Annotated in this window: 19 protein-coding genes; 7 read left to right on the forward strand and 12 right to left on the reverse strand. The window is 53.9% G+C overall.

Features of this window, described 5'->3' with window-relative positions; genetic code table 11:
* Positions 1 to 11 precede the first annotated feature (11 nt).
* From ACGHAD_RS09360 to ACGHAD_RS09400, 9 genes are all read right to left on the reverse strand, one after another.
* Positions 12 to 1001, reverse strand: coding sequence for a D-cysteine desulfhydrase family protein (locus ACGHAD_RS09360; RefSeq protein ID WP_382415464.1), 990 nt, complete (start codon positions 999 to 1001; stop codon positions 12 to 14).
* A 70-nt stretch (positions 1002 to 1071) separates the two neighbouring features.
* Positions 1072 to 1404 (reverse strand): preprotein translocase subunit YajC, encoded by a 333-nt coding sequence (gene yajC / locus ACGHAD_RS09365; RefSeq protein WP_339615122.1) that lies wholly within the window; start codon positions 1402 to 1404, stop codon positions 1072 to 1074.
* A 120-nt stretch (positions 1405 to 1524) separates the two neighbouring features.
* The gene (locus tag ACGHAD_RS09370; protein WP_041523159.1) at positions 1525 to 1962 is read right to left on the reverse strand and encodes a helix-turn-helix domain-containing protein; all 438 of its coding nucleotides are present in this window, start codon (positions 1960 to 1962) and stop codon (positions 1525 to 1527) included.
* A gap of 310 nt (positions 1963 to 2272) precedes the next feature.
* On the reverse strand, positions 2273 to 2743 hold the full coding sequence (gene bcp / locus ACGHAD_RS09375) for a thioredoxin-dependent thiol peroxidase (protein ID WP_382415461.1): 471 nt from the start codon (positions 2741 to 2743) through the stop codon (positions 2273 to 2275).
* Positions 2744 to 2817: 74 nt separating this feature from the next.
* The gene (locus ACGHAD_RS09380; protein WP_382415460.1) at positions 2818 to 3519 is read right to left on the reverse strand and encodes a GGDEF domain-containing protein; all 702 of its coding nucleotides are present in this window, start codon (positions 3517 to 3519) and stop codon (positions 2818 to 2820) included.
* An 18-nt stretch (positions 3520 to 3537) separates the two neighbouring features.
* Positions 3538 to 4416 (reverse strand): carbon-nitrogen hydrolase, encoded by an 879-nt coding sequence (locus ACGHAD_RS09385; protein ID WP_382415458.1) that lies wholly within the window; start codon positions 4414 to 4416, stop codon positions 3538 to 3540.
* Between the two features lies 1 nt (position 4417).
* A complete protein-coding gene (locus ACGHAD_RS09390) occupies positions 4418 to 5497 on the reverse strand; it encodes an agmatine deiminase family protein (RefSeq protein WP_382415456.1) in 1080 nt (359 codons plus the stop codon).
* A gap of 60 nt (positions 5498 to 5557) precedes the next feature.
* Positions 5558 to 6109, reverse strand: coding sequence for a hypothetical protein (locus ACGHAD_RS09395; RefSeq protein WP_382415454.1), 552 nt, complete (start codon positions 6107 to 6109; stop codon positions 5558 to 5560).
* Between the two features lie 8 nt (positions 6110 to 6117).
* Positions 6118 to 7890 carry a hypothetical protein gene (locus ACGHAD_RS09400; protein WP_382415452.1) on the reverse strand — a complete coding sequence of 591 codons (1773 nt, stop codon included), beginning with the start codon at positions 7888 to 7890 and terminating at the stop codon, positions 6118 to 6120.
* Between the two features lie 218 nt (positions 7891 to 8108).
* On the opposite strand from ACGHAD_RS09400, the gene ACGHAD_RS09405 reads away from it, so the two are divergent.
* Positions 8109 to 8597 carry a molecular chaperone DnaJ gene (locus ACGHAD_RS09405; RefSeq protein ID WP_382415450.1) on the forward strand — a complete coding sequence of 163 codons (489 nt, stop codon included), beginning with the start codon at positions 8109 to 8111 and terminating at the stop codon, positions 8595 to 8597.
* A gap of 2 nt (positions 8598 to 8599) precedes the next feature.
* On the opposite strand, the gene ACGHAD_RS09410 is transcribed toward ACGHAD_RS09405, so the two are convergent.
* Entirely contained in the window at positions 8600 to 9415 is an 816-nt protein-coding gene (locus ACGHAD_RS09410) for a methyltransferase (RefSeq protein ID WP_382415448.1), read from the reverse strand.
* 87 nt (positions 9416 to 9502) lie between these two features.
* On the opposite strand from ACGHAD_RS09410, the gene ACGHAD_RS09415 reads away from it, so the two are divergent.
* The 5 genes from ACGHAD_RS09415 to ACGHAD_RS09435 all read left to right on the forward strand — a co-directional run bounded on the left by ACGHAD_RS09415 (position 9503) and on the right by ACGHAD_RS09435 (position 16955).
* Positions 9503 to 9781 (forward strand): GIY-YIG nuclease family protein, encoded by a 279-nt coding sequence (locus ACGHAD_RS09415; RefSeq protein ID WP_339615113.1) that lies wholly within the window; start codon positions 9503 to 9505, stop codon positions 9779 to 9781.
* A complete protein-coding gene (locus ACGHAD_RS09420) occupies positions 9781 to 10359 on the forward strand; it encodes a tRNA-uridine aminocarboxypropyltransferase (RefSeq protein ID WP_339615112.1) in 579 nt (192 codons plus the stop codon). The genes ACGHAD_RS09415 and ACGHAD_RS09420 overlap by 1 nt, the downstream gene beginning before the upstream one ends.
* Before the next feature lie 30 nt (positions 10360 to 10389).
* On the forward strand, positions 10390 to 13320 hold the full coding sequence (locus ACGHAD_RS09425; protein WP_382415446.1) for an insulinase family protein: 2931 nt from the start codon (positions 10390 to 10392) through the stop codon (positions 13318 to 13320).
* A gap of 232 nt (positions 13321 to 13552) precedes the next feature.
* Positions 13553 to 14407 carry a protein phosphatase 2C domain-containing protein gene (locus tag ACGHAD_RS09430; RefSeq protein ID WP_339615110.1) on the forward strand — a complete coding sequence of 285 codons (855 nt, stop codon included), beginning with the start codon at positions 13553 to 13555 and terminating at the stop codon, positions 14405 to 14407.
* A 7-nt stretch (positions 14408 to 14414) separates the two neighbouring features.
* Positions 14415 to 16955 (forward strand): bifunctional serine/threonine-protein kinase/formylglycine-generating enzyme family protein, encoded by a 2541-nt coding sequence (locus ACGHAD_RS09435; RefSeq protein ID WP_382415443.1) that lies wholly within the window; start codon positions 14415 to 14417, stop codon positions 16953 to 16955.
* Between the two features lie 13 nt (positions 16956 to 16968).
* Here the strand turns inward: ACGHAD_RS09435 and uvrB are convergent, their stop codons facing one another.
* Positions 16969 to 18969 carry an excinuclease ABC subunit UvrB gene (gene uvrB, locus ACGHAD_RS09440; RefSeq protein ID WP_339615108.1) on the reverse strand — a complete coding sequence of 667 codons (2001 nt, stop codon included), beginning with the start codon at positions 18967 to 18969 and terminating at the stop codon, positions 16969 to 16971.
* A 98-nt stretch (positions 18970 to 19067) separates the two neighbouring features.
* Between uvrB and ACGHAD_RS09445 the strand changes: the two genes are divergently transcribed.
* On the forward strand, positions 19068 to 20465 hold the full coding sequence (locus ACGHAD_RS09445) for a class II fumarate hydratase (RefSeq protein WP_382415441.1): 1398 nt from the start codon (positions 19068 to 19070) through the stop codon (positions 20463 to 20465).
* Positions 20466 to 20478: 13 nt separating this feature from the next.
* Here the strand turns inward: ACGHAD_RS09445 and ACGHAD_RS09450 are convergent, their stop codons facing one another.
* On the reverse strand, positions 20479 to 20916 hold the full coding sequence (locus tag ACGHAD_RS09450) for a GNAT family N-acetyltransferase (protein WP_382415439.1): 438 nt from the start codon (positions 20914 to 20916) through the stop codon (positions 20479 to 20481).

Here is a 20916-nt window from a genome sequence, read left to right on the forward strand (position 1 = left end):
ACGGCGCTGGTTCAGCGCGACAATGACGTGCGCTCGGGGTAGATGCCAAAAATACCGCCCGTATGCACAAACACAACATCGCGAGCGCTAAATTTGTCTAGGCGCAGCTGCTCCAGCATTCCATAAAATGCCTTGGCGGTATAGACCGGGTCCAACACCACCCCCGTATGACGGGCTAAGGTGGCAATAGTGTCGAACACTTCGGGGTAACCTTGGGCGTAGCCGGGGCCAATATAATCATCGACCACCGTAAAGTTTTTCGGCTCAATTAAACCAAAACTTGGGTAGCGATCGCGACACGCGCTCAGGTCCTCGTGCACCCGGCGGTAAAAGTAGTCAGCATCATCACACACGGCTACTCCGAGCACTTGCGCCTCGGGGCAATAAAGCGATAAGCCCGCCGCCAAACCGGCTAGGGTTCCGCCAGAGCCTGCCGCGCACACCACAAGCGGTGCGCGAATAGCCTCAGCGTTAAACTGGACCGCAAGCTCCTGTGCGCAAGCGATATAACCCCACACGCCAACACCATCGCTGGCGCCTGTAGGAATAATATAGGGCTTGCGGCCGGCGTTGCGCAAACGCTCGGCGTGCTCATGTAATAATTCAGGTAAGTGGTGATGGTAGCGACGCACGGGGTAACAGCTAACATCGGCGCCCGCTAACTGGCTCAAAAGCAAATTACCATCGGCAATGGGCGGCTGCTCGCCGCGCAACACCAATTGGCAACCAAGCCCAAGCTGCGCGGCGAGCAACGCTGTCGCCCGGCAGTGGTTAGACTGTAAGCCACCACAAGTAATAAGCGTATCCGCGCCTTGCGCCAGCGCATCGGCAAGTACAAACTCGAGTTTGCGAACCTTATTACCACTTAACAAGCAGCCGGTAAGATCATCGCGTTTGCACCATAAACGGCGCTCGCTAACAGCGGGATAAGAGAGACATTGCAACGGGGTAGGAAGTTGGGCCAGTGAAATCCGATCGGGGTACGCTAAGCCATCTGGCATGGTGTTCTCCGTTCTTTAACGATACAACTGGCCCTACACTATCAGAGCTGCAGCAAAGGCGCAGGCTCCTTTAGATAGACTTAATGGTACCTTTAGGCAGCACCGCGTGAACCGCTGATTTTTGAAACTTCAGTTCAATATTCGCGCCGGTTTCCAGCACAATATAGTTCTCGTCGACTTTAAGCACTTTACCCAGCATACCGCTGGTTAACAGGACTTCATCGCCTTTCTTTAAGCTCGAAACCAGGTCTTTGTGCTCTTTTTGACGCTTGCGCTGCGGACGGATAATCAGCAGATACATAAACAGAAACAGGCCGCCAAACATCAGCAAGTTAACGTACATAGGTGCGCCTTGCGGAGCTGCCTGACCTTGTGCCCAAGCGGACTGTACAAAAAATCCCATAGGGAAAACCTCATTAGCTTAAAAGAGGCGTAACTCTACCGTGTTTGGCAGATTTTGCCAACGTCGAGAGAGGATAAATACAGGGCTAGGCTGCCCTTGGGCAGCCTTGGCAGAGCGGGATTAAGCGTAATCGCGAAACAACTTGCGGAATACACTGGGGGACAGATTCGTCCAGCGCTTAAAAGCATTGGTAAAACTGGTTCGATCCGAGAAATCGAGGGACGACGACACCGAATCAACGCTCATATGATCGTCAATAAGGTATTTAATAGCATAGTGAAAGCGCAAACTATCACGCAGCTGAGCAAAACTCGCGCCCTGCTGCTGTAAGCGACGTTGTAATGTACGCTTGGACAGGTTTAGGTCATCGGCGATATGCTCAATTGCCATCGGTGCATGACCCACTCGTTTTTGCAGGGCTTCCAGCACTCGATCGGAAACCCCTTCAACCTCTGGCAACTTCGCCAACACGACATATTCATGGTACGAGCGGATTCCGGATCGGGCAAATCCATCCTCATCTGTCACTTGGGGATTAAGTCGCTGTAGTTGAATCATTAGGCTCTCCTTGTGCCGGGCCTTGGTTAGTGCCTACCTTTGGCGACGCTTGTTAATTGGCAGACATTAATATAAAGGGTGCCAGCACTGCTGGCAATGTGTTTCCCCGATACTTTAAGATTTCTATAGTGCCGAAACAGGCGCCAATAGATGGATCTGCTATAAGGGGCTACACGCTCAGGCGCTCGCGCCTGCCTACGAACCGAGATTATAGGCTATCTGGCGTATTATTATTAATCTCTTCGCGACTATCAGATGATTTTTTGCACCGAGTCACATATTGCCAGAGATTAGCCTCCCGATTGCCCCATTATTGCCCGCTTAGATAAGCCAGCACGTCCTGGTCGTGTGTTTTGGTTTTGACCTTATCAAAAATATGCGTTAACCGGCCCTCTTTATTGATAAAAAACGTGGTGCGCAATATGCCCATAAACTCGCGCCCCATAAACTTTTTCAACCCCCAGGCACCGTACTTATCGGCAATGGCATGGTCTTCATCGGACAGCAGCGTAAAATTAAGTTGATGCTTATCGACAAATTTTGCCAGTTTTGCCACCGGATCTGGGCTCACCGCCAGCACCACCGCATCCAACTCATCGAGCTCGGTTTGTGTGTCCCGCAAACCACAAGCCTGAACCGTGCAACCCGGCGTCATCGCCTTGGGGTAAAAATACAAAACCACGTTTTTCTTGCCGCGAAAGTCTTTTAAGCTAACTTTATCGCCATTTTGATCTTGCAAGGTAAGCGCTGGGGCTAAATTACCCAGTTTAGGGAAACTCATTGAAGACTCCTGATAATTTCATTTAAGCATTTTTACGTGTGCGGTTAGGTTATGCCAGCAGCCAACGACGATAGCTACTCGCCTTGTTGATCGCTCGTACCGGACGAAAACAGCGCGGCTTTTTCGGCCGCCGTAACCAAGGGTGCAGTTTTTGCTGCCGCCTCTCGGTACTCTGGCGTCGCGACTCGGTTGCGGCCAGCACTTTTTGCAACATAGAGCTGCCGGTCAGCGTGCGCTACCAGCTCTGATGACGGTATGGTACGCGCACTGGTAAAACTTGCGAGCCCCATACTCAGGGTGACAGTTACTTTTTCCCCCGAGGCCAGCTCAAGTGTTGCCTGCTCGACCGTCGTGCGGATACGCTCCGCCACGCCAGCGGCCTGAGCCATTGAGGTGCCGGGTAAAATTAGTGCAAACTCCTCTCCGCCATAGCGACAGGCGGTATCTAATTGGCGCAATTGCTGATCAATAATGCGAGCCACCTGTTGCAACATAGCATTACCGGCTTCATGGCCATGGGTATCATTAAACGATTTGAAATGATCCACATCACACAACACCAGCACCATCGGCAAGCCACTGCGTCGCACTCGCTCCATTTCTTGGTTTAGTACTAAGTCAAAGTGACGATAATTAAACAAGCCTGTCAGTGCATCGGTACGCGCTTCGCGTTTTAAGTTGCCCACTTGTTGGCGCAACTGCATTAGTTCATCAAGATGCTCGCAGCGTGGCTCATTAACCGGGCAGAGAGGAACAGACTGGTCAGTATCGGCCAAAATAACTCCTGCCTAAGGCTAATCGCGGTAGAGTTTGGTGAGGTCGCCATAAAAATCGATGCGACGATCGCGTAAAAATGGCCAGATACGACGCACGTTTTCTGAGCGCTGCATATCAATACTGGCCACCGCAGTGGTGGGTTCGACACCCAACTCTAATAAAAACTCGCCTTGCGGCCCAGCAACAAAACTATTACCCCAAAATTGGACGCCGGCTCCGCCTTCTGGGTCGGCTTCGTGACCTACCCGATTGACACTAACAACCGGAACACCATTTGCCACCGCATGCGCCCGCTGCACAGTTACCCAAGCATCGCGTTGCCGCATTTGCTCAGGCTTATCGTCCGTCGGATCCCAACCGATCGCTGTGGGGTAAATTAGCAGCTCGGCGCCAGCCATTGCCATTAAGCGTGCCGCCTCGGGAAACCATTGATCCCAACATACCAGCACGCCTAGGCGCCCTACTGAGGTATCAATAGGCGTAAACCCCAAGTCCCCCGGCGTGAAGTAAAACTTTTCGTAAAACCCCGGGTCATCCGGAATATGCATTTTGCGATAGACACCGGCGATGCTGCCGTCGGTTTCCAGCACCACCGCTGTGTTGTGATACAAACCTGTAGCGCGTTTTTCAAATAAAGAAGCGACAATTACCACACCCAGCTCACGCGCTAACGCACCTAAAGCATCAGTGCTTGGACCGGGGATAGTTTCAGCCAAGTCAAACTCATCAACATCTTCGCGCTGACAAAAATACAAACCACGGTGCAGTTCCTGCAGTACCACCAACTTGGCGCCTTGTGCGGCCGCGTCGCGAATCGCCGCCATGCTGGTTGCCAGGTTAGCCGCAAGATCATTACTACAGGTGTGTTGCGCCACACCGACCGTTAATACACTCACGCTAAAAAGCCCCTTCAGTTTGTGGTTTAGTGGATGGTTCGAGATTCGCCAGCTGCATGGTAATGCAATGTAAGCTGCCGTGTTGCTCAATTAAAACTCGGCAATCAATACCAATAACCTCGTAGCCCGGAAATGCTTCGCCAATTTTACGCAGCGCTAGCGCATCGGCCGGATCTTGGTAAATGGGCGCCAGAACCGCGCCATTTAAAATCAAAAAGTTCGCATAGGTTGCCGGCAAGCGTTCGCCATTAGCCGAATAGACCGCCTGCGGCCAAGGTAGCTCGATTAACTCGTACGGCCGATCGTTAGCATCACGAAACTCGTGCAGCTGCTGCTTCATTTTTGCCAAAGCGTCATAGTGCACATCTCGCTCGTCCGGACAGCCGACGTACAGAATGCGTTGCCCCGGACACAAACGCGCTAACGTATCTATGTGGCTGTCGGTATCATCGCCTTCTAAAAACCCGTGGTCGAGCCAATTGATTTTGCTCACACCAAAATAGCGCTGCAGTACTGTCTCGACCTCGTGCTGACTAATACCTCCATTGCGGTTGGCGTTCAGCAAACACGAGCGAGTGGTCATTAAGGTGCCTTCGCCATCGGTTTCGATGGCCCCACCTTCTAACACAAAATCAATACTCTCCAGCGGTACATTAAACGCACCACCCTTCGCTAACGCCTTGGATATAGCATTGTCTTGGGACGCGTCAAACTTGCCTCCCCAGCCGTTAAACTGAAAGTCCAACAGCTGCGACCGATCACCACATTTCACACTGAGTGGGCCGTGATCACGGGCCCAGGTATCGTCACTGGCAACCGCGTAAAGTTGTACTTTGTGACGAGGCACGCCGCGCTCGACAAGCCTCTGAATAATATCAGCGTGAATCGACCCTGGTGCGGCAATTAACACACTGCTAAAGCGGCAGATGTGCCAGGCAAGCTCGGTATAAAGCTGAGTCACTGCTTCCAGCAATGGCTCCCAGTCAGTAGCAGCATGTGGCCAGGTAAGCATGACGGCCGCTTGCGGCTCCCATTCTGCTATTAGACGATATTGCGCCATTGCATCCTCTGTCTCAAACATAGTTTTGCGTATTAATAATCAACCACAACGACCATATCAAACGTCGTATTAAGTGGCCCGTTACTGAACCGTTTCTTGCGCGGGCAATACATGTTTTTTAGGTTCAGCTTTTGAATCTGCCGATAGCGTTTTTGTTCCGTCACGGCCAGCGATTACCACCACCGCCAAGGTGCGTCGATTTAAACCTTCCACTTGTTCAGGGCTGACCACTTCGATATTAACGTAGTACTTGCCCGGTTGATCGGCGCGAAGCTCCAGACTCATCGGCAACACCTCAGCATTGCTGATAGTAAGCTGCTGCTCAAGCTCACCAGAAACCACAACCAAACCGACGTCTGGCGTAATGCGCACATCAAAACGCCCAGTGGACAGCGACGTTTTTAACGCCAAATCAACACGGGTTACTTCACTCACATTCACCTGCTGTCGCGCCGCCACCACTGTGACGGGCAAACTCGGCTTGGCGCTTACACGGTTCGCCGGTGCCACCGATAATACGGTGGCGTTAGCAACTGAGCTAGAAGCAACGGCAGCAGTCTCGTGCGGTTTATCGCACCCCACCTGAAACAGTGCAAGGCACAAAGTCATCGTTAACCATTTATAATTTGTCATGCCAAATCCTATTGGGGTGTCAGTGAAACATCAAAGCACGCAGGCTGATAATCAGCCTGCTGTACGCCCGAGTGTGTATTATAATCGTAAACCGAAATCACGTAAGTCGAACCGCTTTGCAGACTCAAGTCGACCACTTCCTGATCAACCATAGCGCTTGTTCCACGCCAGAGCTGCCCGCCACGCTGAACCATAACATCTGGATCAGTAGCCTCAGCACGATCACCGTTATTTTTTACGTTTAATTGGTAGCGACCACTGGTAAAAGCCGTAGTCTTTAAAAACGCGTGTACGCCCAACTTATTGTCGGTGCCATTTTCTTGCGTGCTGCAGGCGGTGACAATACTGCCATCGGCCACCACGTCAATGTACAGGGGTAAAACGTCCTCGGTGTCACCATTGTTGGTTTCCCCTGCACCGTACTGATCGCGACTGTCAATGCGCTGCTCATCCATTAAATCATCTAATCGCAAAAACACCGACGGATATCGCGTCTGCATAATATCGGCGAAACTAAAAATAGTCATAAATGCTGAATTGGCCACGTAAAGGCTATCGCTCAAAACGCCATATATTTGCGCAAAAGCCCCTGACTCCGCCAGGTGATAAAAAATACTCTGAATGGAGGATTCACTATACCAACCCGGGTTTGATACATTTTTTCGGTTGATATCAAAGCCACTCCCAAAACGCTGCACCACTCCGGAGGTATCCCGGTACTCGGGGTCCGCCAATACATACCCGGCAATGGCGTTGGCAAAGCCCTCAGAATATGCAACACGCATATCGAGTTTATCCGCTCCCTGATGACTGCCGCCGATAGAGTCGGCCCGCCTACCTACCTGAAACTCCAGAAAATGGCCCCATTCGTGTGCCACAACATGGGCGTCATACTCATCGGTGTCTGAGTCCTCTTGCCCCAAAATATAAACAGCCTCACCATTGTAAAAGCTGGTGCCAATATCGCCCGCTGGCAAATCGCCACTGGCCCCGCTATTGTTAACAGACCAGCGGAAGACACTTGGCGGTAGGGCTAAATTTGCATCGACATCGACGAGTTTTTGTATTGATTGATACGCCGTATCCATAATCGCAAACGGTGCGGCGGCCCGCGGCTCGGTATAACCACTCCCGGTCCACCCTGACGCTGCGTGCAAGTCACGCTGGGAGTTTACTGCGCCACTGGTGCGTAACTGCCCCTCCAGCACATAAAGTGCATCGCCTGCGGTGTTGTCTTCAACGCGAACTTCCCATTGCGCAGCAGCATCGGCAAAACTTAACGCCTCAACCTGAACTTTAACCTCCGTATTCGTTGGCGCTTGCAGCGTGTACTTTCCCGATTCATCTGTCTGTGATGTCGCAATTACACTGCCAACTTGGTTAACTAAATTCACGCGCGCCAAGCGCACGGCTTTGGCAACGGTTGCGGCATAATCTAGTCCCGCTGTTTTACTTACGGGCACATAGTCATAACTAACGGTGCCGGTAATTTGCACTGAATCTGGCAGCGAGCTAAAAGACGACGAAGAGCTCGACAAAACACTGGATGACGAGCTATCGCTGCTGACAGATGAGGCACTTGAACTGGACGCGCTGCTGGGGGGCTCAGCAACTGATGAGCGCGAACCGCTGGAAACCGAGCCATCATTTCCGCCTCCAGAGCCACCACAGGCCGCAAGTGTCAACACAAGCGCAACCACTACCCAGCGACCGACGCCCGACACCTGCGTATACACCTTTGTCGCCCCGAACTGCATCGCCGACACCTTTTTTATCGCCATACCATACAACCTTATGATTTTGTGACGGCCAGTACGCCGCCGGGTCTTTTCTTGCACACGCCTCCAAGACTCGCTCAAAGCATAACGAAAATCGCTTAGCCACGCGATATTTACCGACCCGCCGGTGCCCTTAACTTCGCTCCCAGCGCTAAAGAGTGATAAAATCAGGCAGCGGCCACATTGGCCTCAGAGCGTTTACCTTGCCGATGGAGCCGACGGTGTTTCGATTAATCCCTATTGTTTTATTGCTGGCCCTGCTGTTTTTTGGGGTTTCTTGGTTGCGCAAGTTACCACCGGGCAAACAGCGCAAAATGGTTCTTCGGGTGCTGTTTACTCTGCTGGTCGGGACACTGATATTTTTAGCCTTAACCGGCCGAATTCACTGGTTAGGCGCATTACTGGGCGCTTTAATTCCAGTGGCTAAGGGCCTGTTTAATCTTGCGGCGCAATTTTTACCGTTTTTGCACCGTCACCGCGCGGCGCAAACACCGCCCCCCAACACTGCCAGCGGCAATATTAGCCTAGATGAGGCATTACTGACTCTGGGAATAAAAGACGCGTATCAGGCCGGCTCACTCACCGTCGAACAAGTTGAGGCAGCGCACAAACGGCTGATTCAAAAACTGCATCCGGATCGGGGCGGCAACGATTACTTAGCCTCCCGCATCAACTCAGCGAAAACCTGCGTTATCAAGGCGCTCGGCTAGCGCTACTTCTTTTTCTTAAGCAGCAAGTGAATATAGCGACCCAAGTCCCGGTAAGGTAGCTCGCGCGAGAGTTTTTGCTCTAGCGCCAAGACCGACTCTGCCTCCCGCTCACGTCGCTCCGGGTCTAAAATATAGTCGTAAAAAACCCGAATCCCGCTGTGGCACAGCACATCCAGATCGCGACTCGCGCAATAGCTTAGCAGCGCTTCGGGCGTAAGTGGGTTGGTCGGCGTTAAGCTGCCACGGTGAGCGCGATAGTCCTCGCTTTTGACCTTCTTATAGTTTGCCCGCAGGAGGTTTTTGTAGACTAACGCGTGCTTATTATAAAAAATCAGCGATAAGTGCCCGCCTGGTCGAAGCTGCTGCAGCACGCTATCGAGTAACGCAAAAGGCTCTGTCACCCACTCAATTACAGCGTGGCAAATCACCAAGTCAAACTGCGGCGCGCAATCCGTTAAATGCTCAGAGACACTTTGCGCCGGACAGTGCAGCAGTCGCACCCGATCCGTTGCCTGTAACTCAACAGCGCGGCGGCGCGCCAGTGCCAGCATATTGGCCGAGATATCGCACAACACTAAAGAGTGCCCCGCCGCCGCCAGCGGCAGCGAAAATTGCCCCTGACCACCACCAGCATCGAGAATATTTAAGGTTTTATCGGGCGTTAACGGCACGTAGGGGGCAATAGGCAACACATCGGTAAAATCCCGCGCCAGTACCGCCAGCCGTATTTGGCCTTTCAGGCCACCGTAAATATTGCGGGTAAAGCGCTCGGCCAAATCGTCAAAATTGCGATCGTGTGAAGTAGGCTGGACAGGCATTAGAAGACGGTACCGTTTGATGCCCGCGTCGGGCTATAATGGCGCGATTATACCCTAGATAACAGCCTTAAAACTGCCCAACAACCCATGTGGTACACCTACATTATTTTAAGTGACAACAACAAGCTGTACACCGGCATTACTACCGATATCGCCCGCCGCTGGCAGGAGCATACCAGCGGTGTGCGCGGCGCACGGTTTTTTCGAACCTGTAAACCTGTGAAGTTGTGTCGCCTGGAATCGTTTAACAACCGGGCGGATGCCAGCGCCCGCGAAGCGGCCATCAAAAAACTCGCCAGAGCCGCCAAAGAGGCGCTTATTGCCAGCGGCTCGCCCGAGCCATTGCCCACGTTGCCACGCTCTTAATGGCGCGCGCACTTTGCCCGAACTGTAAAAGGCCCAAGGCGCGCTGTTTTTGTCGCTATATCCGGCCAATTGCCAACCACACCCAGATAATACTGCTGCAACACCCAGATGAATCTGGCCACCCAAAAAATACTGGCGAGCTACTGCACCAGTGTTTAGCGTCAAGCGAGCTGATCGTTGCGGAATGTATTGATAACACAACCGATCTCAGTGACACCGCACTGCTTTACCCCGAGCAGCCAACCTCTAACCGCTTAACTACGCAACCGCCGGTATCGCCCAAGCAAAATCACCACATTAAGCGCCTGATTGTGATTGACGCGACTTGGCGCAAAAGCCGTAAAATGCTCCACTTAAACCCCTGGTTAGGCACACTGGCGCGTCTCCAGTTAGACACAATACCCGCCAGCCGCTACCGCATACGAACCGCCGCCGACCACGATCAGCTTTCCACATTCGAGGCAAGTTGTTACGCTTTGCAGCAACTGGAGGCCAGCCCGGCCCTGTGTGAGCAAGCGCTACGCGCCTTCGATGACTATATAAACCATCTTGTAAGCTTTGACCCCAACCGGCGTTAACGCTGGCAGGTCACCAACATTGAGTACTCTATGACCACACATCAACACCCCGAGTTTGAGCTCCTGCGTCGTAAACCGTTAGAGTCTTTAAACCTTACCGTGGAAGAATACCGCCACCGCCAGACTGGCGCGCAACACATTCATCTGGCCTCAAGCAACAACGAGAACGTGTTCTTAGTGGCACTGCGCACCGTACCCGACGATTCCAGCGGGGTGGCTCATATTTTAGAACACACCGCCCTGTGTGGCAGTGAGCGCTACCCGGTGCGCGACCCGTTTTTTATGATGACACGGCGCTCGCTGAACACCTTTATGAACGCCTTCACCAGCTCCGACTGGACCGCTTACCCTTTTGCCAGCCAAAACCGCAAAGACTTTAACAACCTGCTCGATGTTTACCTCGATGCGGTCTTTTTTGCCAGCCTCGACCCCTTGGATTTTGCTCAAGAGGGACACCGTTTAGAGTTTGCCGATGCAAACGATGTTGACTCACCACTAACCTACAAAGGCGTGGTATTTAACGAGATGAAAGGCGCCATGAGCTCCGTGCCCGCCCAGCTAGGGCAAAAACTCGACAGTCTGTTGTTTCCGAGCAGCACCTATCATCACAACAGCGGCGGCGATCCGGCGCATATCCCCGACCTCACCTACGACGGGCTGCAAGCTTTTTATAAGCGTCACTATCATCCCAGTAACGCCGTTTTTATGACCTATGGCGATATTCCCGCCGCCGAGCACCAAGAAAAATTCCACCGGCAAGCGCTGGCAAAGTTTGACGCTCTGGACAACACCATTGCCGTCAAACCCGAGAAACGTATGCACGCTCCAATCCGGGTTGAAGATGCTTACCCGCTCGAGGCCAGCGACGCGGAAGCGGAAACAAAAGACAACAAAACCCACGTCGTCATGGGTTGGCTACTGGGGCAAGTAACCGATTTAGAAACCGCGTTAGAAACCCACCTGTTGGTGAGTATCTTGCTCGACAACAGCGCCTCGCCGTTGACCATGGCACTAGAACAAAGCGAGCTGGGGCAAGCGCCTTCGCCGCTGTGCGGCTTGGACGACAGTCAGTTTGAGATGAGCTTTGCCTGCGGTTTAGAAGGCTGCGCGGCCGATAGCACCCGAGATGTCGAACAACTTATTCTCAACACCTTAACCGAGGTGGCAAACAACGGTGTACCTAGAGAGCAGATAGAGTCGTCGCTGCACCAATTAGAACTAGCCCAGCGCGAAGTCGGCGGCGATGGCTTTCCCTACGGTTTGCAACTGATTATGACGGCCTTAACCGCCGCCACTCACCGGGGCGATACCGTCGCGCAATTGGATTTAGAGTCGGCGCTGGCGCGCGTGCGCAAAACGGTGCTTGAGCCCGATTTTATTCAGCGTCGGGTGCGCGAATGGCTGCTGGACAACACCCACAGGGTAACCCTTACCCTGCGCCCCGATGCCCATATGGCCGCCCGCGCCAATGAGGCCGAGCGCGCTAAGCTATCGGCCATCAAAAGCCAACTGAGCGACGCCGAACGCGAGGCTATTATCACCCAGGCAAAAGCCTTAGAAGCGCGCCAAGAGCTGCAAGAGGACGACAGCATCCTGCCGCAAGTCACACTCGCGGACATCCCCGTCGATATGCACTATACCGCCGGCACCCACGAGAGCATCGCCGGGTACCACTTACGCTGTTACGGCGCCGGCACCAACGGCTTATTGTATCAACAAGTGGTGATTAAGCTTCCCGAGTTAAGCGAGCAGGAGCTGCAGTTGCTACCGGTTTACGCCTTGGCGTTAACCGAAGTCGGTTTTGGTACGTTGGACTATCTTGCGGTACAAAATTTACAGGCGCAGCGAGTAGGCTCACTAACCGCCAAGGCGGCCATTCGCAGCACCGGCAGCAACCCGCAAAACCTTGATGGCTATCTTATTGTGTCCGCCAAAGCGCTGGCCAAAAATGCCGAGCTGACCACTGAGCTTATCCACAGTACACTCAGCCAAGCGCGTTTTGACGAGCACGATCGATTGCGCGAACTGGTGGCCCAGGCGCGCGCCCGACGCGAGCAAGGTGTACCCGGTAGCGGCCATGTACTCGCCATGACCGCCGCCTCGGCCGGCATGGCGCCGGGCGCCAAGCTCAACCATGACTTGGGCGGCTTGGGTGGTTTAACACAACTAATGGCGCTGGATGACTCGCTGGCCGACCCCGCCGCACTTGAATCGCTGAGCGCCGCGCTAGAGGCAATCCACACTCGTATTAAGCATGCACCGCGTCAGTTCTTGCTGGTCGGTGAGGATGAACAGCTGCCCCACTACCGTCAGCTGCTAGAAAAATACTGGCCCGCAGCCACTCAAGCGAGCTTTGCACCGCTCAACCTGCCGGCGGTGAGTCATCCAGTGCGCGAAGCTTGGCTGACCAACACCCAGGTTAATTTTTGTGCAAAAGCCTACCCTACGGTTGGCGCCGACCACCCAGACGCGGCGCCGTTAACCGTGTTAAGCGGAGTACTGCGCAATGCCTACCTGCATCGCGCTATTCGCGAACGGGGCGGCGCATACGGCGGCGGTGCCAGCCAGGACAACAGCAATGGTGTGTTTCGCTTTTTCTCCTATCGCGATCCGCGCTTAACCGAAACCTTAGACGACTTTGACAAAGCCCTGAATTGGCTGCAAGAACAGGACATTGACCCAAGCGAGGTGGAGCAATCAATCTTGGGCGTGATCAGCAGTATCGACAAACCCGCCTCGCCGGCTGGGGAGGCAAAACAGACCTTCCAGGCCGAACTCTTCGAGCGCACTCGCGAGCGGCGCGAACAGTTCCGCCAACGGGTACTGCAGGTCACCATTGAGGACATTAAGCGGGTCGCACAGGCGTATTTACAACCGGATAATGCCAGTACTGCGGTTATCTCTAATGCCGCCAATAAAGATGCGCTTATCGCGTTGGGCTTAACGATTAAAACCCTTTAACGAAGTACCAGTGCACTGGTCGTGGTTTTTACCGCCGAGCTGTTCTACTATTGAGCCATTAATGCGAGGTTTCACGATCGCTGTGACTTATCCCATAGCGAACGCCCTACGGCCCAGTGCGATACTCACGGGCCGTAGCGCAGCAAGCGCGTAACCCAACAGGCACACAACGAGACATTACGATAATAACCACAAGCAACGCTCGACCCGAGGTCTAAGGCCCAAAATCAGGATGAAGCAAACACCCATACAGGATTTGGAATCCAGCTCCGTTACCAACCCGGGGCGCAAGCGCAGCAATAACGAAGACTGCTATTTAAGTCTTCCTGCGCACGCTTTGTGGATGGTGGCAGACGGCATGGGGGGCCACGAAGCCGGTGAAGTGGCCAGCGATATCGTTCGCCAGACCCTTGAGCAAGCACCCACAATGCCGCTGCTCGACTCGATTCAGGCGGCGCATCAGGCGGTACTGAATGCCGTCAGTCGCGGTGTTGGGGCCGAGGGCATGGGTTCAACCGTGGTGGCGTTGCGCAGTACCAGTGAGCACTATCAAATCGCCTGGGTAGGCGATAGCCGGTCGTATCTGTACAGCCGCAACAGCGATGAGCTAGAGCTTCTTACCCGCGACCACTCCTACGTGCAAATGTTGTTAGAGTCCGGTGCCATTGCCGAGACCGAGGCGCAAACTCACCCCGATCGCAACATCATCACGCAATGCCTGGGCTCACAAGAGCTGGACGACGTCACCGTCGATCACGTCGAGCGCCACTGGCAAGAAGATCAGTGGGTATTGCTATGCAGTGATGGCTTAACGGATGAGCTGAGCGACAGTGACATTGCCCAGGTTTTACAGCGCTGTAAAACGCCCCGCGATGCCACCCGCGAGCTCGTACAAGCGGCGCTGCGCGCCGGCGGCCGAGACAATATTACGGTCCAAGTAATCGCCGCGCCACAACACTCACCAACACTTTTACAAAAACTATCCCACTGGGTGCCCGTATTTAGTCACAGCCGGCGCCTCGATACTGTTATCTATTTGGCCGCCATTGGTTTGTTGGTCGCCCTGCTCTACTGGACTTTGTACTGATACACCCATGTATATTCCCGGCTATCGAATTATTCGCAAAATCAACCACGGTGGCATGTCCACTGTGTACTTGGCTATCCAAGAAAGTGTCGGCCGCGTGGTCGCGCTCAAGGTGATGTCGCCGGCGCTGAATGGCGACCCCAGTTTTAGTGAGCGGTTTCAGCGCGAAGCCAACATTGTGGGGCAACTGTCGCACCCCAACATCGTCTCGATTTACGACATCGGCCGCCACGAGAACCTTAACTATATCGCCATGGACTACCTGCCCGGCGGCTCAATTCACGACAAAATGCTCAGTGGCATTGGTGCCGACACCGCGCTCGAGATTTTGCGCGAGATGGCCTCGGCACTCGATCACGCCCACGAAAAAGGATACATCCATCGGGATATCAAACCTGAGAACATTTTGTTTCGCGACGGTGGCTCGGCGGTATTAACCGATTTTGGTGTCGCACTGGCACGCAACAGTGGGCCGCGGGCAACCCACGCCGGCACGGTGGTGGGAACCCCCCACTACATGAGCCCCGAACAAACCCGGGGCAAGCACTCAGACGGCCGCTCTGACCTATACAGTTTGGGGATTGTGTTTTATGAGATGCTCACCGGCGCCGTCCCCTACCAAGGCGACGAGGCCGTGGCTATCGCCCTAAAACATCTGGCATCACCACTGCCAAAACTGCCCACGCAATACCGCCGCTACCAAGATATTCTCGATAAATTGCTCGATAAAGAGCCGGGCAAACGCTACCAAAGCGGGCGTGAACTGGTCGTCGACATCGAGATGCTGCAATTAAAAATGCGCGAGTTTGGCGACAGCGAAAGCGACAACCAAAACCTCAGCCAACAACTGCAAACCCTAACCCAAACAATTTGGTGGCGCCTTGCGGCCGGTGTTAGCGCTGCCTGTCAAAGCGTTTGGCGCAACGTTCGCGGCCTACGATTTTCTCGGCAGCAAGGTTTTTATCAAGCGCCCCACGAGAGCACTGCACTAGGTGACTTCTCCACTCGGCAAAACACGTTAGTCGCCACTCGGCTGCAAAAAACCGTCAAGCAACCGGGCAAACTGCAGTGGTTATTTGCGATGCCCGCGCAACATCGCTTACTGGCGGCCGGCGCGGCATCGGTGTTTCTTTTGGGCTTAGTCTTACTGGCATGGCTTGGCACAAACCCGTCCGAGCCCCAAGAAGGCATAAAAATGGCGAGTGCAAAGACGCCTTCAGTCGCTGTCGCAACCTCTTCGTCGGCGCAATCATCGCAAGCCAACCACCAGCCAAACACCAACCCAACGGTGAGTGATAACTCGGGAACGCCGCCTACAGAACGCCACATCACGAAAGCACCGCCCGCGACTACACTCGCAAGCAGTTTAGAGGCGGCCAACAATGATCCAAGGGTTATGTTGCCCACCGCGACGCGCGCAAGCTCGGCCGTGAGTTCAACCAGCAGTAGCACAATGACGTCGAGCTTATCGTCGGCGAGTTTGTCCCACCAAGGTGCGCACGGCCACTCAGAACCTGACACACAAAGCAGCAGTCGATCGGTAGATGATGAACCACAGATCGCCGAGGATGACAGTGAAGCCACATCGGGCTCGGCGGCTAAATTTAGCTTAACGGTAACCCCTGAGCCACAAGATGCGCGCATCCGCATCATGAACATTCGCGCAAAATACACACCGGGCATTGCTCTAAAACCCGGGCGGTATCACATTGAAGTAACCGCTCCCGGTTACCGTAAATATTTGCACTGGGTGACCCTGGGCGAGCAACCCCTGACCAAAACCGTTAACCTAATCGAACAGCGCGCCGTTGGCAGCATTTTTAGTAGTACTCTAGCCAGCGGTGGTAAAGGGCCGGCCATGGTTGTCGTACCCGCGGGCCGATTTTCTATGGGTGGGCCAGACGCCAACAGCCAACCTACGCGCACCGTCACAATCAACCAACGTTTTGCCGTAAGCCAGCACGAGGTTACCTTTAGTGAATACGAGCGTTTCGCCAAACACAAGGGCATGCCGTTACCCGGCGACAATCGCTGGGGCCGCGGCGACCGCCCGGTGATTAATATAAGCTGGGAAGAAGCGGACATGTATGCAAAATGGCTCAGCGAGCAAAGCGATATGCACTATCGCCTACCCAGTGAAGCGGAGTGGGAATACGTTGCCAAAAGCGGAAAGAAACGCGATTACCCGTGGGGTAACGAGGTAAAAAATGCGAGCGGTAACGCCAATTGCCGGCGCGATTGCGACAGCGATTTTACCGGATTTTTTAGCGGCAAAACCGCGCCAGTGGGCAGTTTTAAGGCCAACGATTTTGGTATCTACGACATGGCCGGTAACGTCTCCGAGTGGGTCGCCGATTGCTATAGCGACAGCTACCAAGGTGCCAGCAACAAGGCCGATGCCCACGATCAAGCCAACTGCCCGGCGCGGGTAATACGCGGCGGCTCGCTAAAATCTGACGCGGCCGAAACCACCACTTATACGCGCCAGTTTCAACCACAGCACACCTACCATGAAGACGTAGGTATTCGTTTAGTTACCGATTTATAGCGTTAAAACGCGATCAAATGCCCGCCTCTTTAAGGCGGTTAATTTGATCGCGCAACTCGGCGGCGCGCTCAAACTCTAAATCTTTCGCGGCTCCCAGCATCTGAGCTTCGAGCTTTTCAATTTGTTTCCAAACGTCGCCATCGGCCGGCAACTCAATAACGTCGGATTTCTTACCTCGCCCCGCCCCTTTGCGCTTGCTTTTCGCCCCCGGGATCTGAGTGCCCTCCATAATATCGGCAACGTTTTTCTTAATGCCCTGCGGGGTAATGCCATGCTCAAGGTTGTGGGCAATTTGCTTTTCACGGCGCCGGTCGGTTTCGTCGATGGCGCGCTGCATCGAGCCCGTCATACGGTCGGCATACAAAATCGCCTTGCCGTTTAAGTTACGTGCCGCCCGGCCAATGGTTTGAATCAGGGCGCGATCGGAGCGCAAGAAGCCTTCTTTATCCGCATCTAAGATCGCCACCAGCGAAACCTCGGGCATATCCAAGCCTTCACGCAGCAGGTTGATCCCCACCAGTACGTCAAACTCACCTAGGCGCAAATCGCGAATAATTTCTACTCGCTCGACCGTGTCGATATCTGAGTGTAAATAGCGCACGCGTACGCCGTGCTCAGCCAGATACTCAGTTAAATCCTCGGCCATCCGCTTAGTCAGCACGGTAATCAGGATTCGCTCTTCAAGCTCAACCCGCGCGCGCAACTCCGACAACACATCGTCCACCTGGGTGGTAGCCGGGCGAACTTCAATCACCGGGTCGACTAAGCCGGTAGGCCGAACAACCTGCTCGACAATTTGCCCGGCGTGCTCTGCCTCGTAGGCGGCGGGAGTGGCCGAGACAAAAATCATTTGCGGTGCGCGCGCCTCCCATTCATCAAAACGCATAGGTCGGTTATCCAGCGCAGATGGCAACCGAAAACCATACTCCACCAACGTTTCTTTACGCGAACGATCGCCTTTGTACATAGCGCCAATTTGCGGGATCGTCACGTGGGACTCATCGATCACCAGCAACGCTTCATTGGGCAAATAATCAAACAGGGTCGGCGGCGCCTCACCCGGGTCGCGACCGGACAAATAACGCGAGTAGTTTTCGATTCCGTTGCAATAACCCAGCTCCTGCATCATCTCTAAATCGTAGCGGGTTCGCTGCTCTAACCGCTGCGCCTCTACTAATTTATCGTTTTCGCGCAGCTGTTTTAAACGCTCGGTCAACTCTGCTTTTATATCATCAACCGCCGCCAGAATTTTTTCCCGTGGCGTTACGTAATGCGATTTTGGATAAATCGTCATACGCGGTACTTTTTGCAAAACCTCGCCAGTAAGCGGATCAAAAATTGAAATTCGCTCGATCTCGTCATCAAACAATTCAATCCGTACCGCTTCCATGTCAGAGTCGGCCGGAAACACATCAATCACATCGCCGCGCACGCGGTAGGTCGCACGCTGAAAATCCATATCATTGCGGGTATATTGCAACTCAGCTAAACGGCGCAACAATTTACGTTGATCGATACGATCGCCGCGCACAAGATGCAGTACCATTTTTAAGTAAGACTCGGGATCACCCAGGCCGTAAATCGCTGATACAGTGGCAACCACGATAGCGTCTTTACGCTCCATCAAGGCCTTGGTTGCCGACAACCGCATTTGCTCGATATGATCGTTGACGGACGCGTCTTTCTCGATAAAGGTATCCGATGAGGGAACGTACGCCTCTGGCTGATAATAATCGTAGTAAGAGACAAAATACTCGACCGCGTTATCGGGAAAGAACTCTTTGAATTCGCCGTACAGCTGCGCCGCCAAGGTTTTGTTGTGCGCCATCACCAGCGTCGGCCGCTGCACTTCGCCAATCACGTGAGCGATGGAAAAGGTTTTACCCGAGCCCGTCACACCCAGCAACGTCTGATGCGCCAAACCCGACTCAATACCATCGACTAAACCGGCGATCGCGCTCGGCTGATCACCGGCGGGCTGGTACTGACTGTGGACCTTAAATTTTGTGCTCATAAACAACCAACTCTTTGACGCGCGACACCTTGCAAAACGCTAAAACGGTTATGCTACAGTAAGTTAATTGCCCATTTTACTGTAGATAGGACGCCCATATGGATTCTTTTGACTCTGCCAACCACTCAGACAACGCGGTTCGTATTGAAAGTGACAGCCTTGGTGAAGTCAAGGTGCCACAAGATGCGCTCTATGGCGCCCAAACACAACGGGCCGTCGATAATTTTACGCTGGGTGGTGGCCCTCTGCCCGCGCCTTTACTGGCAGCCATCGTTCAGGTCAAGCACGCCGCCGCTAGGGCCAACATAGAGAGCGATGCGCTAGACTTTGCCCGCGGCGGTGCCATTCAAACCGCCTGCCACACCCTACTACAAGGCAAGCACCTTAAGCATTTTCCGGTGGACATCTACCAAACGGGCTCTGGCACCAGTAGTAACATGAACGTCAACGAGGTTATTAGCCACCTGTGCGCCGAGGCCAATATTGACGTTCACCCTAATGATCACGTCAATTGCAGCCAGAGCAGCAACGATGTGTTTCCCACCAGTATCCGTATCGCCTGCGCGACACTTATTACCCACCAGCTACTGCCGGCACTAGATCAGCTGCACGACGCTATCACCGCCCGTGCCAACGAGCTTGCCGAGGTGGTTAAAACCGGCCGCACTCATTTAATGGATGCCATGCCAGTCACCTTTGGCCAGGTCCTATCGGGCTGGGCAAGCCAAATTGAGGCCAACCGCCAGCGCCTAAGTGCCGCCTTAAACGAGATCAGTCAGCTGCCTCAAGGCGGTACCGCAGTTGGTACTGGCATTAATACCCCGGCGGGTTTTGCCGCCACCTTCGCACGGTGCTTAAGTGAGGACACCGGCATCGCCTTTACCCCTGTGGAGCAACCGTTCACCAAAATTGGTGCGCAAGACGATCTGGCCGCCCTCTCGGGCGCCCTTAAAACTCTGGCGGTAAGCGTGCTCAAAATCAGCAATGATTTGCGCTGGATGAACTCGGGGCCGCTCGCCGGCCTCGGCGAAATAAGCCTGCCCTCGCTGCAGCCGGGCTCGTCCATCATGCCCGGCAAAGTAAATCCCGTGATACCCGAGGCCACCGCCATGGCCGCAACCCAGGTACAGGGGCTAGATGTCGCGATCAACAATGCCTGCGGCGCCGGCAACTTTGAGTTAAATGTGATGTTGCCACTGATTGGCAGCAACCTGATTCAATCCATCCAGTTAATGACCGGCAGCGCGGTCAGCCTCGCCGATAAGGCCATCGCCGGGTTTCGCGTCAATCACGATAATATTCAAAAGCCGCTGGCCAAAAACCCGATCTTAGTCACCGCCCTCAATGCCATTATCGGCTACAGTAAAGCCGCCGAGATCGCCAAAAAAGCCTATCGTGATCAGCGAGACATTCTGGAGGTCGCCGCCGAAGAAACTGAGCTATCGCGCGACGAGTTAACACGGCTACTCGACCCGCAGCGGCTTACCCACCCATAAGCCCCTGTGCATTTTATACAAGTAGCTCTACCGCCATAGGCCAATGCACAATACCGAATAAGGTATGGGATGCGCCGCAGCGTCGATAGCCAAAACGCGTGTAAAAGCCAACGGCGCTGTCGCGCGCGTTTAAGGTTATCGTTTGCACACCCCGCTGAGCGGACTGATCGTGAGCAAAACGCAATAACGTCTCGCCCACGCCTTTGCCCTGCCATTGTTTATCCACCACCATCTGCCGCAACTGGGCAGATTGCTGAGAACCCGGCGCGATGATGACCCCAGCGATGATCTTGCCATCCGCCAGCGAGGCAAAGTGCCATTGCTGCTGATCGTCACAAGTATCCTGCGAGGTGAGTTTGAGCCCCAGCGGCGCGCGTAAGTATTTTTCTCGCAACCTTAGTAAATCCCGGTAGCGCTGCGAGGCAAACGCGACCTCTACACAGTTAACCAT

The sequence above is a fragment of the Gilvimarinus japonicus genome (genome assembly GCF_042847215.1).
GTDB classification, from domain to species: domain Bacteria; phylum Pseudomonadota; class Gammaproteobacteria; order Pseudomonadales; family Cellvibrionaceae; genus Gilvimarinus; species Gilvimarinus japonicus.

What these genes read in the sequence shown, in the direction of transcription:
- ACGHAD_RS09425 (WP_382415446.1), top strand. Translation starts at nt 10,390, where the DNA reads ATGACCACACATCAACACCCCGAGTTTGAGCTCCTGCGTCGTAAACCG.
- ACGHAD_RS09445 (WP_382415441.1), top strand. Translation starts at nt 19,068, where the DNA reads ATGGATTCTTTTGACTCTGCCAACCACTCAGACAACGCGGTTCGTATT.
- ACGHAD_RS09395 (WP_382415454.1), bottom strand. Translation starts at nt 6,109, where the DNA reads ATGACAAATTATAAATGGTTAACGATGACTTTGTGCCTTGCACTGTTT.
- ACGHAD_RS09415 (WP_339615113.1), top strand. Translation starts at nt 9,503, where the DNA reads ATGTGGTACACCTACATTATTTTAAGTGACAACAACAAGCTGTACACC.
- ACGHAD_RS09390 (WP_382415456.1), bottom strand. Translation starts at nt 5,497, where the DNA reads ATGTTTGAGACAGAGGATGCAATGGCGCAATATCGTCTAATAGCAGAA.
- yajC (WP_339615122.1), bottom strand. Translation starts at nt 1,404, where the DNA reads ATGGGATTTTTTGTACAGTCCGCTTGGGCACAAGGTCAGGCAGCTCCG.
- ACGHAD_RS09420 (WP_339615112.1), top strand. Translation starts at nt 9,781, where the DNA reads ATGGCGCGCGCACTTTGCCCGAACTGTAAAAGGCCCAAGGCGCGCTGT.
- uvrB (WP_339615108.1), bottom strand. Translation starts at nt 18,969, where the DNA reads ATGAGCACAAAATTTAAGGTCCACAGTCAGTACCAGCCCGCCGGTGAT.
- ACGHAD_RS09435 (WP_382415443.1), top strand. Translation starts at nt 14,415, where the DNA reads ATGTATATTCCCGGCTATCGAATTATTCGCAAAATCAACCACGGTGGC.
- ACGHAD_RS09370 (WP_041523159.1), bottom strand. Translation starts at nt 1,962, where the DNA reads ATGATTCAACTACAGCGACTTAATCCCCAAGTGACAGATGAGGATGGA.
- ACGHAD_RS09450 (WP_382415439.1), bottom strand. Translation starts at nt 20,916, where the DNA reads ATGGTTAACTGTGTAGAGGTCGCGTTTGCCTCGCAGCGCTACCGGGAT.
- ACGHAD_RS09400 (WP_382415452.1), bottom strand. Translation starts at nt 7,890, where the DNA reads ATGGCGATAAAAAAGGTGTCGGCGATGCAGTTCGGGGCGACAAAGGTG.
- ACGHAD_RS09410 (WP_382415448.1), bottom strand. Translation starts at nt 9,415, where the DNA reads ATGCCTGTCCAGCCTACTTCACACGATCGCAATTTTGACGATTTGGCC.
- ACGHAD_RS09360 (WP_382415464.1), bottom strand. Translation starts at nt 1,001, where the DNA reads ATGCCAGATGGCTTAGCGTACCCCGATCGGATTTCACTGGCCCAACTT.
- bcp (WP_382415461.1), bottom strand. Translation starts at nt 2,743, where the DNA reads ATGAGTTTCCCTAAACTGGGTAATTTAGCCCCAGCGCTTACCTTGCAA.
- ACGHAD_RS09430 (WP_339615110.1), top strand. Translation starts at nt 13,553, where the DNA reads ATGAAGCAAACACCCATACAGGATTTGGAATCCAGCTCCGTTACCAAC.